Origin of the sequence: Bradyrhizobium sp. LB8.2, assembly GCF_040548035.1 — a bacterium.
Taxonomy (GTDB): Bacteria; Pseudomonadota; Alphaproteobacteria; order Rhizobiales; family Xanthobacteraceae; genus Bradyrhizobium.
Genome location: NZ_JBEPQV010000025.1, coordinates 44,062 through 57,585 on the forward strand (window position 1 = coordinate 44,062; position 13,524 = coordinate 57,585).

Genomic DNA, 13,524 nt, shown 5'->3' on the forward strand with positions numbered 1-13,524 from the left:
TGATCCTCAGGCGTTTGGCTGGTGGCCGTTTGGGTGGCTTTCCGTCTGATACGCCTCGTACGCGCGCTTTAAGCCATCCTCGAGCGGCGTCGTCGCGCGCCAGCCGAGCTTGTCGAGGCTGCCGACATCGAGCAGCTTGCGCGGCGTCCCGTCGGGCCGCGAGGTGTCGAAACTGATCTCGCCGCGATAACCGACGATTTCCGCGACCAAGCGGGCGAACTCGGCAATGGTAATGTCCTCGCCAGTGCCAATGTTGATCAATTTGTTGCCCGAATAGGTCTTCATCAGGTGCACGCAGGCATCCGCCATGTCGTCGACATAAAGGAACTCGCGCCGCGGCGTGCCGGTGCCCCACACAATGACACTCTTCGCGCCCGACACCTTGGCCTCGTGGAAACGGCGGATCAGGGCCGCGACCACATGGCTCATTTCGGGATGATAATTGTCGCCGGGCCCATAGAGATTGGTCGGCATCACGCTGATGAAGTCGCGTCCGTACTGGCTGCGATAGGCCTCGGCCATCTTGATCCCGGCGATCTTGGCGATCGCATAGGGCTCGTTGGTCGGCTCAAGCGGGCCCGTCAGGACGGAATCTTCCCGCAATGGCTGCGGCGCCATTTTCGGATAGATGCAGGACGAGCCCAGAAACATCAGCTTCTCGGCGCCGTTTTGATGCGCGGCCTGGATCACGTTAGCCGCGATCGCGATGTTGTCGTAGATGAATTCTGCCCGGAGCGTGTTGTTGGCGGCGATGCCGCCGACCTTTGCCGCGGCGAGGAAGATCACCTGCGGCCGCGTCTTCGCGAACCAGTCGAACACGGCGGCCTGGTTGCACAGATCAACGTCGCGCCGGTCCACGGTGACTAGCTTGACGTCCTCCCCCGCCAGCCGGCGCACAAGCGCGCTGCCGACCATGCCGCGATGGCCGGCGACGTAGACACTCTTGCCTGTCAGCTCAAACGGAGCGTTTGCCACTCGTCGCGTCCCGTTTTGCTACCGCCAGATCGCTCGCCATCATCTCCGCGACGAGCTCTGCAAAGCTCCGCTTCGGCGTCCAGCCGAGCACCTCGCGCGCCTTGCTGGCGTCGCCGACGAGAAGATCGACCTCGGTAGGGCGGAAATAGGTGGGATCGATCTTCACGACCGTCTTGCCGGTCTTGGTGTCGACGCCGGTCTCGTCGACGCCCTCGCCGCGCCATTTGATGCGGCGGCCGACTTGCGCGAACGAGAGTTCGACCATCTCTCGCACCGAGTGCATCTCGCCCGTGGCGAGCACGAAATCGTCAGGCCTGTCGGCTTGCAGAATCTTGTGCATGCCCTCGACGTAGTCGCGCGCGTGGCCCCAGTCGCGCTTGGCTTCGAGATTGCCTAGGTAGACCGTCTCCTCCAGCCCGACCTCGATACGGGCGACAGCGCGCGTGATCTTCCGGGTGACGAAGGTCTCGCCGCGGATCGGGCTCTCGTGGTTGAACAGGATGCCGTTGCTCGCGAACATGCCATAGGCTTCGCGGTAGTTCACCGTGATCCAGTAGCCGTAGAGCTTTGCCACGCCGTAAGGCGAGCGCGGATAGAACGGCGTGGTCTCCTTCTGCGGGATCTCCTGGACGAGGCCATAGAGCTCTGAGGTCGAGGCCTGGTAGAACCGCGTCTCCTTCTCCATGCCGAGGATGCGGATCGCTTCCAGCAGGCGCAGGACGCCGATGCCATCGGCATTGGCGGTGTATTCCGGGCTCTCAAAGCTCACGGCGACGTGGCTCTGGGCGGCGAGATTGTAGATCTCGGTCGGCCGGATCTGCTGCACCAGGCGGATCAGATTGGTCGAGTCCGTCATGTCGCCGTAGTGCATTTGGAACGGCACATTGCCGACATGGGGGTCTTGGTAGAGATGGTCGACCCGCGCGGTGTTGAACGAGGACGAGCGCCGCTTGATGCCGTGCACGACATAGCCGAGCGACAGCAGGTACTCGGCAAGGTAGGCGCCGTCCTGTCCGGTCACGCCGGTGATGAGAGCGATCCGCTGTTTGGATACTTGAGAGTTCATACTGTTCCAGGCAACCGAGTTTGCTAGCGACGATTTGTTGAGTATCGCAGTTCTCTAGCGATGTCTTGTTTCGTAATGCAGTGCGGTTGGCAAAATGCCCCAAAATTCAAGTATCATAGTGACGCGTCTCCACTTGTGGGCTGTCAAACCTCGGTATTTTCAAGCTTAGTGCCAAACCTCAAAGCTGTGGTTGAGGAACTACCAGACAGCTTTCGCCGGTTCCAATGTTAATTCGCCGAGGCAAAGTGGATTGCTCGACGTCCGCCTAGTTCTTATAGACGTCGGTCGAATCGAGGATTTTCTAACCTTCGAGGGGAGGTTGGAGTGAGAGAGCGCAATGACAAGAGTTTGCTCAGAACGGGCGCAAGTTGCATCGACCGATGTTGAAAAGGCCGCTGCCGCAACCCAGACCGGCTGTTTGAGGTATCCGAGATTAGCGGCGCTGATCCGGAGAACAGGAGAATCCAAAAAAGGGGGCGTCAGCAGTATCGTTGTTTGGATGCGGACTATCCGCGAGCTAAATAGTTCTGTGGTATGGGCCGTCTTGCTCATTGCCATGGTGAATGTGTCCCCAGGGGTACCAGGGGACACGGCCTGCAATTACAGGGGATGCTGTTGACTGAAGCAGCCGTTTATAGACGTGTAGCCTCTACCCCGATCTGCGATGGACCATCATGATGGGGGTGTTCGGCTTGGCGGGGTCATGAATAGGACTCGCCGTCCATAACTCGCTGGCAACAGGCAAGGGCAATATCTGCATATCCACCCACCACGCCTTTTCGTTCCCATGCCGATGGAGAGCGTGGTGGTGAGAGCGGCATAACGGAACGGTGAATTCGTCGCTGACCTTGCGGCCGAGCGTTCGCGGCTGGGTGAACTTGAGGTGGTGGGCGTCGGACGGAGCCTGCTTGCAGACTAGGCAAGGCTGTGCGCGGACAAACGCAAGGTGGGCCTTGCTTCGCTTGCGCGGAGGCTCCTTGGGGAAGGCGAGGCCCCCCTCGCTCTGATCCGCCGGCTCATCGGTGTCTGGGCCTGCGATAACGGCTTGGTCTCGGGAAGGCCCTTGCACCGGTCCCTCTCCTGGGCTGCTCCCAGGCCCAGATCGAGGCATGTCGTTTTCCGTCTCAGGCCGAGCCATTTCCTCGAGCCTCATCTGATAGGCCGCCTCCAGGGCCCGGGCGTCGGCCTGCAGCAGCGTGTTCTTCAGTGGAAGGCTCGCTTTGGCCCAAGCCAGGAGGTCGTCGCCATCCCTTAAGGTCGCCAGCTGGGCTAACAGCCGCTTTCGTAGGTCAGCGGATTGCTGAAGCTCCAGGACCGCCGGTCGGTTCAACACCGCCTTCGCCGGCTTCCCCTTGGGGCCGGGAGCCACTTGCGGCGCGGCGGCAGCGGGAGGTCCGGCGATGGCGTCCGGGGCATCCAGATCGTCCTCACCGGCAATGCCGACAAGAGCGAACAGGGCGTAGCGGCGGGCATAGGTCAAGGACGCGCCCATGCGGTGGGGGGCCTCGACATCCTTTGCGGCGCAGACCGGCAGGTCAGAGGAAATCCATTCTCCGGAGGCATGGGCCAGCAGCGTCGTGAGGTGTATCTGACCTGAGATCTGCTCGATACGCGTAGTCTGGATCGTTGCGATCTCCTGCTGGCTCAGTGTCTTGCGGACGATGTCTAAGCCGGAAGCCAAGGAAGCGTAACGAAAAGTCCTATCGTCCTCCCGTGGGAACGGCGACCGGATGACCGCCGTCAGGGTTTTTTCGGGGTTGGTCAGCGCAGCCTGGGCCTTCGCCAAGGCTGCAGCGAGGGCGCCTATGCGCTCACTGGACTGATGCACGAGCGACCTCCACCCGCAGAGCCTCGAAGCTGATCGCGCCAGATTTGGAACGCTTGGCCTTGATACCGTGTCCGGTGGCTTCCTTCGCATCCTCCGGAACCAGCTTCTTCAATTCGGCTTTAGCGAGCTCATGGTCATCGTGAGCATATCGGGTGCGGAGGTAAGTCGCGGCAAGTCCAGCCCAGGAGTTGGATGTTGCCATATCGACGATCTTGATGGCCTCGAGCCGAGGACGCGGCGTTTCAATTCCGAACAGTGCCGGTGCATCGCCGCTTTGCACGCAGCGCCAAAACTGCTTTTCGGCCGTCAAAAGAAGGTGCTGGTAAAGAGGGTCCGCATGTACCGTGATTTCAACCCACTTTCCACCGCCCGTGATAATGGAAAGCACCGCGGAACGTGCCGACACGACCCACATGTTGTGCTGCAGTTGAGCCATGTGCTTGTCCGCTGCCGCTTCCTCTGAAAAATTCCAAGGCAGCATGAACTTGGCTTCGAATACCGCCCCGGTCTCCTTCACACGCCCGTCCAGTGTTGCTCCCATCCATTTGTGGACCGGGTGCCGGGCCCTTCTTTGAACGTCTTCAACGCGGTTGCCGCTGCTTCGCTCATACCAGGTCCGGTTGAGGTCCTCTGTGATAGTCCCAAGTTGAACGATCAGCTCACCACTCAAATCCACAGCCTCGACCTCACCTCGTTTCTCACGCCAGAGCCGAATGAGCTTGTCTTGGTCCTCTCCCATAATGATCCGGGCGTCGGACCCCCCAATGAAATCTCTTCTTGCATTCCGAAGCTGAGCTGCGTTGATCATGAATCTCTCCATCGAAAATCGACAGAAGTGATTATAATGTACATTTTAGACAAATCAATCCTTTTTCGACATATTAGACTAAAAGGAGTTTGAGATGATTTCTCCGATGCAATGTCGAGCAGCCCGCGGCCTCTTGGACTGGAGCCAGCAGCAGTTGGCAGACCGCTCAAAAGTTGGGATCGTAACAATTCGCCAGCTTGAAGCGGGGGTTCACGAGCCTCGGCGTTCGACATTGCAAGTAGTGCGCTTCGCCTTCGAAGCAGCCGGTGTCGAGTTCATTGAAGAAAATGGAGGTGGCCCGGGCGTCCGCCTCCGGAAGCCAGTACGATAGTGCCGCGAACGGAAAGGCATGCTTGCTCCGAGCCTTGCCTGGTCCACTCCGAGATATCTGTTAAGTGAATAGACCTGCCGTATTCTTTGACCGTGATGGCGTCCTAAATAAGGACACGGGCTATTTGTACGATCAAGCGAACTTCAAGTGGACGGCAGGTGCGCGCGAAGCTGTGAAGTCGGTCAACGACGCCGGATATTTTGCTTTCGTCGTCACGAACCAGTCAGGAGTTGCTAGGGGATTGTACAAGGAAGCCGATATCAGAGCTCTTCATACCTGGATGTCTAAGGAGCTGGCTAAAATGGGCGCTCACATAGATGCGTTCGAGTATTGTCCACATCATCCTGAGGCAAGCGTTGAGCTTTACCGCACTTCGTGCACCTGCCGAAAGCCTAAGCCTGGCATGATCACGAAGATCATGAATCGCTTCCCCGTTGATTCTGCTCGGAGCTTTCTCATAGGCGATAAGCTCACTGACATCGAAGCGGCAACCGGAGCGGGAATACGCGGCTACCTTTTCGGGGGCGGGAATCTTCAGCAGTTCGTCCGTAGCCATTTACCCGCCAGATAAACAAGCCAATCAGGAGAGACGTCCAATCACCAGACGCGCCGAACATGTTCTGACGTAGGTCGTGCAGTTGCCTCGTACAGCCCTTACGTGGAGAGAGCCGCCACTTTAGTCATGATTGCTCGCATGACGTCCTCGATTGTGGGCAACGGTAAGCCGCAAATCGGGAGCGAGGCGTCGCTGTGAGATTAATTCGCTCCTTGGCCTTTTCACTCAGCGGCAAGAGGAAATAGTCCGTCACCTGTCTGTTTGTTGCTGGATCCAGCCTCAGCGCCAAAATGAGCTCGGCGGGTTCGATAATCCGCCGATGTACCAGCGAGGCGGGCGCGTGTCGTGGCGCGATGTAGCAGCGAGCCATTCGAAGAGAAATGGCGAGCCTGCTGTCAATAGTCATCACTTTGGTGTCCTCGTCGAAGGCGGCCGCAGCGCCAAGTGCTCGAATGCGCATGGCAAGCTTCGATGCCTGTTGCAGCAGTTCAGCATCAGATTGTCGGCGCGCGTCAAGGTAATCAAAATCGCGATCAGAGTTCACATAGCCGACCCGGCGGAAGGCTTCCCGCAGGCTGCCGAAACGGTATGCATAAAGAGGCGGGCTCGGCATGCCGTTCGTCGCCGCCATTATCGAGACGCTCAACTTCCCATTTGCTGCGAGCGCCTCGCGCAGCTTTTTCAACAACTGCTCATCCGAAAGCCTGACATACTGCTCTTTCAGAAGCTCTTGAGCCTTGAGAAAAATGCTTCTGTCAACGATCGGCTCATAGAGACCAGTCGCTCTGACCCATAATTCGGGTGGGTTCTTTTTCATCACCTGCTTGAGCCGGAACGACTTGCGGTTATAGACGCTGTTGCCGATGTAGGCTTCGTTGCTCAGTATGTTGCGGATCATCCCTTCGGACCACCGTGTGCCACGGTGATTGGAAACTTGTTCTTTGTTGAGCAAGCGTACGATCGACGCTTGCGACCGTCGTCGGACAACATACTCCCAAAAAATTTGTGCGACGATTTGCTGCTCGTGCAGCGGTCCAGGCTGGACGAGGACTCGGTCGGTCTGCAAATGTTTGCGCTGTCCGCTGCCCAGAATGATGCCTCTAGAGCAGCGGTTTTCATCAACCAGTTCGCGCTTGAGGCCGTAACTGATGGCGCCGCCCTGCTTGAAGCCAAGGCTCGCCACGCGGCAGGCGCCGGCGTGAACCTTGACCGAAAGTTCTCTTGAATACTCGGCCGCCATCACTCGCTTGAGATTTTTCACAATGCCTGCGATCACACTGCCATCGTTGTCGAATTCTTCGGCGCAGTAGCAGACCTTGACCCCAGCCTGGCGGCAGGTGAACTCGTAATACGCGCTCTCATCGACGTCCTGGAATCTTCCCCAGCGACTGACGTCGTAAACCAGGATGTGATCAAAGTCCGCCCGGCCGTTGCGGACGTCGTCAATCAGCTCGACCAAACCTTCGCGGCATTGGATGCGAAGACCGCTCCGACCCTCGTCCGCGTAGGTGCGAACAAGAATCAGATCGTGCTGCGCGGCATAGACGGCGATGGCCGCCGCCTGGTTTTGGGTCGAGTATCGCTGATGGTCCGTTGACATGCGCACATACTGGGCCGCACGCCCGGTTCTGGTCGGCGACAAAACATCAGCTCGAGGCCGAACGATCAGTGCGTTGGCCATGCTTTGCCTCCGCCACGTCGATTGCGAGCCGGTCGTATCACCAACCAGACCACGAAGAGATATGCTTGCCGACCCAGTTCAGCACAACTGAGCAGATGACCGATGCCAAGCCGGCCCAAAGCCAGGATCGCCCCCGCGCTGCGCTGATCGATCTCAGATACAGAAATGCGCCGAGGAGAATGCCGTAGTTTCGACTGAATTCGCCATTGAGTCGGGCGATCTTCGACAGCTCGTTAGACGCTTGGACTTCCTCTGCCATCCGGCTGCTCCTTCAATTTCGCAGGACCAGCACCCTATAAACTCCTGTTTTGCCCGACGGCGCAAGCGGTATTTCGGCAAATCGAAAATGACGGTAAGTTCCGAAAGTCCGCAAACTGGCCTTCACTATGGGAGTGAACATCTAAGCGGCCGTCAGAAGCCCTAAGCATGATCTGGCGCGGTAACAGTAGTGGTTTGGGTTCATCGCCGCGGTGGGCCCTCCAAGACCTCCGCGAAAGGACTCAGAGGTTGGCGCCGAAAAAAGCGGGTAAACAGCTCCGGGATTTGCTTGGTCTTCGGCGGAGGATTTGCGTTCGACCGCGTCCGAGGTATTCCGGCGGTGGGTCGCCTGGTCAGCGCGGATCGCAGGCCAAATAAGCCCTTGCCTCCAAAGCGCTGAGCGGCTTCTTTGCCGGGCAGCGTCCAAGCTGACACAAGCAATTGTCAGATAGCCCGCCGGAACACACGTCCATCGGTCGCTCCGGAATGTTAAGGTGCTAAAGCTTGCCGGCGCGTCGCCAACGGCGGACCTTCTTCAAACTGATGAGCGATCGCAAATGAGGCGGGACTTGTCGGCCCTCGTGTGGTGGATTGCCTGGAGCAGATGGACGTCGAGTTCCTGATGAACGACGACCATGCCGCGGCCGGTGTTGCCAGGCCAGCACCACAAGCGAAGGTCAGCGAGCTTCCGAAGGCCGCCGCCAAGATCGGAGAACTAGTCGAGCTGATCAATCCCATCACCGGGCAGACGAACCTGTTGGTTCAACGCGAGCATTGAGGACGCGCGTGCCGGGAAGGCAGGCCGTGCTTTCGCCGCCGTCACTTCCAAGGTCAAGGCGATCGCCGAGCAGACGGCCAAGGGCGACCGGCGACATCGGCCAGCAGATCTGCAGCATCCAGTCGGTGACCGGTGCAAGCCATCAAAGAAATCTCGGACACGATCGAGCAATTGTCCAAGGTGACATCGACTATTGCCGCAGCAGTCGAGGAGCAAGGCATCGCTAAGTAGGAGATTTCTTGTGGTCAACCTATCGGACCGCGCGCCCGCCGTCAGTCAGCTCCCGTGCAAGCCGGCTCCCGGCCTGATTTCAACAGTTGCTCGACCATCGCGCTAATGCCTTGATGTTCCGCTGCAAGTCGCGTCTGGGCTCGGATAAGGTTTGATACAGCCCTTATTTGCGCGCCCAAAATATATGGATCGATCACCAGCATTTCGTACAGTTCGAGACTCTCCATGATGGAGGCGCTACACCGCCGGTCAAGGATAACCGCGGAGAGCCTAACTGCGACTGGTAGCGTCGCGCCTGCGTCAAGATTTTCAAGTAGCGCTTCCAACTCCCGGCGTGATGCGGCCAGCAGAGTGCGTCTCTCGTCGAGAGATTTTGAGATCTTGTTGATGTGGAGCATCACAGGCGCCTAGACTGTGCATTGCCAGCTCAACAAGCGAATCAGTTTCTATCTGGCGCGGGTCCTTAACAAGGCGAATTGGGCCCAAACAAATATCATCCCCAACTTCTATGTTGCTCGCATCAACATCCACTTGCATCCGACACGCGCCTCGGCGAAATTGATGTGGGACGAAATGATGATCTGTTGAGAGGATACATCGTGTCGCCCAAGAAAACGCGTTCAACTAACGCCCTGAAACACGGCGCCTATTCACACGCCGTGTTGCTTCCGCACGAAAGTCGCCGCGAGTACAAGCGGTTTGTCGCGGAGGTCGTCGCGGAATGGTGCCCCAACGGGCCGACCGAGCAGATGTTGGTCGATCGCTTGATCGATCTCATGTGGCGTCAAAAACGAGTAAAACGCCACGACGACCAGCTGTTGCAGGCACATATCGATAGCGTTCAGACATATAACCGGAGCCTGCCGCTTCGGGCGTCGCTGCAAGCCATGGCGCCAGAGTTCGCGCTAGCCGACACAGTTGAGAAGGTCGAAAAGCTCCTTAAGAAGTACAAGGTCTATGCCGACCTCGTTGTCCATTGGGTCCCGCGCCCAGCTGACGCTGAGACAGAGGCGTCTTGGGGCACTGCTATCTCCGAACGCTTGAAAAAGCTGGAAGTCGGTCAGGTGGTGGAAGGTCCCTCCGAAGTCACCACCTTCGTGAACCCGACCAAAATTGAGCTGCTGGAAGACCGAATGGGACGACTGGACGAGCGAATCTTGACGGTCACTAAGCGGCTTGTGCAGGTCAAAGCATCAAAAGAGTTGCTCGGCACACATAAAATTGCGCCGAAAATGCTGGCCGTACAGGCACCCGGCGCAACGAACTCGAGCGTCACGATCGATCACGAACCGGGCAGCAACGGAGCCATCAATTCGGAGAGTACTTCCAAGGAGAAATGGTGGGTGCCTGGGCCGATCGATTTCCGGACGGGAAACAAGGACATTCTGAACCATCTGGAAGATAAGGAAACCTCGGGTGCCATCTTTACGATGGCAAGGAAACTGTGAAGAAGTGAGGCATTGCAACGGAATTGAAATTGTTGGCGCTGCCCGACAAGGTTGCAAAACTCGCAGGACAAGACCTCCAGCCGGTTTTGGGAAATCGAATATAGACAGGTGGTTACACGCAGAAACACCCGTCCTCTACCGCTCGTCCGCGATCACCTTGCCGTCGTTCGGCAGCGCGCCGGGCCTCACCAGTTCAACGTCGCCTCCGAGTTTCGTCACTGCGCGCAAGCTGCCTGCAATCTCGTCGCGCAACGCGTCGCTCGCGGCCGCCGTTTCCACTTTCAGCGTCATCGCGTCGGTCTCGCCCTGGCGCGCGACGACGAGGCGTAGTCTTCCGAGCGCGGAATGGCGCTTGCCGATCTCGGCGACCTGCTCGGGTCGGACGAACATGCCCTTGACCTTGGTGGTCTGGTCGGCGCGGCCCATCCAGCCCTTGATGCGCATGTTGGTGCGCCCGCAGGGGCTGGTCCCCGGCAACGCCGCGGTGAGGTCGCCGAGCGCGAGCCGGACCCAGGGATGGTGCGGGTCGAGCGAGGTCACGACGATCTCACCGACGTCGTCCGGCGCCACGGGATCGCCGGTGCCTGGCTTGACGATCTCCATGATTAGATCCTCGTTCACGACCATGCCATCGCGCGCCCCGGTCTCGAAGGCGATGAGGCCGAGATCGGCGGTGCCGAAGGCTTGATAGGCGTCGATGCCGCGCGCCTTCATCTCCGCCTGGAGCGAGGGCGGAAACGCCGCGCCCGAGACCAGCGCGCGTTTGATCGAGGAGACATCGCGGCCCGAACTGGCAGCGGCATCGAGCAATATCTTCAGGAAGTCGGGCGTGCCGCTGTAGCCGACAGGGCGGTAGGCCTCGATCAGCTCGAATTGCTGCTCGGTATTCCCGGGACCTGCGGGGATCACGGCGCAGCCGAGCGCGCGCGCCGACGCATCGAAGATGAAGCCGCCGGGGGTGAGATGGTAGCTGAAGGTGTTGAGCACGATGTCATCGGGCCGGAACCCGGCCGCGAACAGCGCCCGTGCGCCGCGCCAGGGGTCGGCCTGTCGTCCCTCCGGCTCGAAAATCGGCCCTGGAGAGGTAAAGAGACGCGCGAACGATCCGGGCGCAGCCGCGACGAAGCCGCCGAAGGGCGTGGAGGCCTTGTGCAGGGCCGGCAGTTCCGACTTGCGCAGCACCGGCAGGCCTGCCAGGGCCGTCCTCGAGGTCACGGCGGCCGGATCGACGCCTTTCAGCCGATCGGCATAGGCGGGCGCGGTCATCGCGCTGCGCAGCACGCCTGGCAGGCGGGAGAACAGATCGGCCTCGCGCGCGGCTTGTTCGCGCGTCTCGAGGGCGTCGTAATGGGCGGTCATGGCTGATCTTTCCGGGTTGGCATCCGTTGCGCGCCGCCGCCGGCATGGGTATCAGACGGCCATTGGCGAGGTTTGAAGAGGACGTGATGGCGGACGAGGGAATCAGTGCGGCGGACGTCGTCGTGCGCCTGAAGCGCCGCATGATCGACGAGGCGCTGCCGCTGTGGTCGACGGTCGGCTGGGACCATGGCGCGGGCGGTTTCATCGATCGGCTGCACCGCGACGGCACCGCGGACGTGACCGGGCCGCGCCGGGTGTTCGTGCAGGCCCGCCAGATCTGGTGCTACGCCAAGGCTGCGCAGATGGGCTGGTACCCTGAGGGGCGCGCCGTCGCACTGAAGGGGCTCGAGCATCTGCTTGCCAAAGCAAAGGCGCCCGACGGCCGGCCCGGCTACGTGCACCGGCTGACGCCGGAGGGTGCGGTGCTGGACGGTCGGCGCGATGCCTACGACCACGCCTTCATCCTGTTTGCGCTCGCGACCGTCTATGCGCTCGACCAGGATGCACAGGTTCGCGCCGAGATCGACGCGCTGCTCGCCTTCCTCGACGGCCATCTGCGCTCGCCGCACGGCGGCGTCCACGAAGGCCTTCCGGTTTCGCTGCCGCGCCGGCAGAACCCGCACATGCATCTGTTCGAGGCGATGATCGCGTGCTTCGACGCAACTCACGATTTGTCGTTCCAGAACCGTGCCGGCGAGTTCTTCGCGCTGTTCCTCGCCAATCTCTACGACAAGCGAACGCGCGCGCTCGGCGAATACTTCGAAGAGGACTGGTCGAGGATCGCGCCGGTCAGCGTCGAGCCCGGCCACCAGGCGGAATGGGTCTGGTTGCTGAAGGGGTTCGAACGCATCACGGGCTGTCCGACCGGACAGCGGCGCGCCGAGCTGCTGGAAACCGCGCTGCGCTATCGCGACGAGGCCACCGGCTGCCTGATCGACGAGGGTGACGACGCCGGCAACATTCGCCGCACTACGCGCCGGCTGTGGCCGCAGACCGAGATTGCGAAGGCGTGGATCGCGCAGGCCGAATCCGGCGAGGCGGGCGCGGCGGACGAGGCGCGCATGGCGCTGGCGCGGCTCGAACGCCATTATCTCAGCCATCCGGTGCGGGGCGGCTGGTACGACCAGTTCGAGCGCGACGGCAAATCGCTGATCGACACCATTCCTGCGTCGTCGTTCTATCATGTTCTCTGCGCAGTCACGGAAGCGGAACAGGTATTGGAAAGTTAGAGCCAGCGCTTGCGCCGCTTGAAGCTCTTGAGGTTCTTGAAGCTCTTGCGCTGGTCGCCGGCGCCGCCGAGATAGAATTCCTTGACGTCCTCGTTGTCGCGTAATTCGTCCGCGGTGCCGTCGAGCACGACCTTGCCCTGCTCCATGATGTAGCCGTGGCTTGCCACCGACAGCGCAGCGCGGGCGTTCTGCTCGACCAGGAGAATGGTGACGCCGAGGTCACGATTGATCTTGTGGATGATCGAGAACACCTCTTTCACCAGCAGCGGCGACAGACCCATCGAGGGCTCGTCCATCAGGATCATCTTCGGGCGCGCCATCAGCGCGCGGCCGATCGCGAGCATCTGCTGCTCGCCGCCGGAAAGATAACCAGCCAGTCCGGTGCGCTCCTTCAGGCGCGGGAAATAGTTGAAGACCATGTCGAGATCGGCGCCGACCTCGCGGTCCCTGCGGGTGAAGGCGCCGAGCTTGAGGTTTTCCAGCGAGGTCATGTCGGCGACGATGCGCCGGCCTTCCATCACCTGGAAGATGCCGCGGCGGACGATCTTGTCGGGATCGATGCCGTTGATGCGTTCGCGCTCGAACAGGATCTCGCCGCGCGTGACTTCGCCGTCCTCGGTCTTGAGCAGCCCGGAGATCGCCTTCAGCGTCGTCGACTTGCCAGCGCCGTTGGCGCCGAGCAGCGCCACGATCGCGCCCTTGGGCACGTCGAGGCTGAGACCGCGCAGCACCAGGATGACATCGTCATAGACGACCTCGATGTTGCGCACGGCGAGGAGAGGCGGCGCGGATACGACGGTCGGGGAGGGGCGCTCGATGTGAGCCGCTTCACTCATGATCAGGTACTCTCTCGATGTCGTCATCTGCCTTGTGCGCAATTGCGCACTGGGGCGGGGTGACTCAGTATTCCAGAGACGCCGGAGATTCACCGGGAAGTCGCGGCGTACTAGATCCCCCGCTCCAGTGCGCGCTGCGC

13 protein-coding genes and 1 pseudogene are annotated in these 13,524 nt (G+C 60.3%); 5 read left to right on the top strand and 9 right to left on the bottom strand.

Going from position 1 to position 13,524, the window contains the following annotated elements; genetic code table 11:
* Positions 1-6: 6 nt before the first annotated feature.
* The 4 genes from fcl to ABIB06_RS26615 all read right to left on the bottom strand — a co-directional run bounded on the left by fcl (position 7) and on the right by ABIB06_RS26615 (position 4,677).
* Positions 7-975, bottom strand: a complete 969-nt coding sequence (gene fcl, locus ABIB06_RS26600; protein ID WP_354069392.1) for a GDP-L-fucose synthase — start codon at positions 973-975, stop codon at positions 7-9.
* Positions 956-2,041: a GDP-mannose 4,6-dehydratase gene (gene gmd / locus ABIB06_RS26605; RefSeq protein ID WP_354069390.1), complete on the bottom strand. Its 1,086-nt coding sequence runs from the start codon at positions 2,039-2,041 to the stop codon at positions 956-958. Before gmd ends, fcl begins: the two co-directional genes overlap by 20 nt.
* 649 nt (positions 2,042-2,690) lie before the next feature.
* A complete protein-coding gene (locus tag ABIB06_RS26610; protein WP_354069388.1) occupies positions 2,691-3,869 on the bottom strand; it encodes an ERF family protein in 1,179 nt (392 codons plus the stop codon).
* Positions 3,853-4,677 carry a YqaJ viral recombinase family protein gene (locus tag ABIB06_RS26615; protein ID WP_354069386.1) on the bottom strand — a complete coding sequence of 275 codons (825 nt, stop codon included), beginning with the start codon at positions 4,675-4,677 and terminating at the stop codon, positions 3,853-3,855. The genes ABIB06_RS26610 and ABIB06_RS26615 overlap by 17 nt, the downstream gene beginning before the upstream one ends.
* Before the next feature lie 106 nt (positions 4,678-4,783).
* Here ABIB06_RS26615 and ABIB06_RS26620 point away from each other — a divergent pair, with 106 nt between their 5' ends.
* Positions 4,784-5,008, top strand: a complete 225-nt coding sequence (locus ABIB06_RS26620) for a helix-turn-helix domain-containing protein (protein WP_306664666.1) — start codon at positions 4,784-4,786, stop codon at positions 5,006-5,008.
* A gap of 64 nt (positions 5,009-5,072) precedes the next feature.
* Positions 5,073-5,579 carry a D-glycero-alpha-D-manno-heptose-1,7-bisphosphate 7-phosphatase gene (locus ABIB06_RS26625; RefSeq protein WP_354069384.1) on the top strand — a complete coding sequence of 169 codons (507 nt, stop codon included), beginning with the start codon at positions 5,073-5,075 and terminating at the stop codon, positions 5,577-5,579.
* 109 nt (positions 5,580-5,688) lie between these two features.
* Here ABIB06_RS26625 and ABIB06_RS26630 read toward each other — a convergent pair whose 3' ends face one another.
* Both ABIB06_RS26630 and ABIB06_RS26635 read right to left on the bottom strand, forming a co-directional pair.
* On the bottom strand, positions 5,689-7,245 hold the full coding sequence (locus ABIB06_RS26630; RefSeq protein WP_354069382.1) for a recombinase family protein: 1,557 nt from the start codon (positions 7,243-7,245) through the stop codon (positions 5,689-5,691).
* 37 nt (positions 7,246-7,282) lie between these two features.
* Positions 7,283-7,504 (bottom strand): hypothetical protein, encoded by a 222-nt coding sequence (locus ABIB06_RS26635; protein WP_354069380.1) that lies wholly within the window; start codon positions 7,502-7,504, stop codon positions 7,283-7,285.
* Between the two features lie 639 nt (positions 7,505-8,143).
* On the opposite strand from ABIB06_RS26635, the pseudogene ABIB06_RS26640 reads away from it, so the two are divergent.
* A pseudogene (locus ABIB06_RS26640) lies at positions 8,144-8,506 on the top strand (methyl-accepting chemotaxis protein); the annotation flags it as partial.
* Positions 8,507-8,553: 47 nt separating this feature from the next.
* On the opposite strand, the gene ABIB06_RS26645 reads toward ABIB06_RS26640, so the two are convergent.
* Complete coding sequence (locus ABIB06_RS26645; RefSeq protein WP_354069378.1) at positions 8,554-8,910, bottom strand: hypothetical protein; 357 nt, start codon at positions 8,908-8,910, stop codon at positions 8,554-8,556.
* A gap of 201 nt (positions 8,911-9,111) precedes the next feature.
* Between ABIB06_RS26645 and ABIB06_RS26650 the strand changes: the two genes are divergently transcribed.
* On the top strand, positions 9,112-9,960 hold the full coding sequence (locus tag ABIB06_RS26650; protein ID WP_354069376.1) for a hypothetical protein: 849 nt from the start codon (positions 9,112-9,114) through the stop codon (positions 9,958-9,960).
* Between the two features lie 135 nt (positions 9,961-10,095).
* Here the strand turns inward: ABIB06_RS26650 and ABIB06_RS26655 are convergent, their stop codons facing one another.
* Positions 10,096-11,319, bottom strand: a complete 1,224-nt coding sequence (locus tag ABIB06_RS26655; protein ID WP_354069374.1) for a phenylacetate--CoA ligase family protein — start codon at positions 11,317-11,319, stop codon at positions 10,096-10,098.
* 86 nt (positions 11,320-11,405) lie between these two features.
* Here ABIB06_RS26655 and ABIB06_RS26660 point away from each other — a divergent pair, with 86 nt between their 5' ends.
* The gene (locus tag ABIB06_RS26660; protein WP_354049878.1) at positions 11,406-12,548 is read left to right on the top strand and encodes an AGE family epimerase/isomerase; all 1,143 of its coding nucleotides are present in this window, start codon (positions 11,406-11,408) and stop codon (positions 12,546-12,548) included.
* Here the strand turns inward: ABIB06_RS26660 and ABIB06_RS26665 are convergent.
* Positions 12,545-13,384 carry an ABC transporter ATP-binding protein gene (locus ABIB06_RS26665; RefSeq protein ID WP_354049880.1) on the bottom strand — a complete coding sequence of 280 codons (840 nt, stop codon included), beginning with the start codon at positions 13,382-13,384 and terminating at the stop codon, positions 12,545-12,547. The two genes, ABIB06_RS26660 and ABIB06_RS26665, sit on opposite strands and share 4 nt — an antisense overlap.
* Positions 13,385-13,524: the final 140 nt, after the last annotated feature.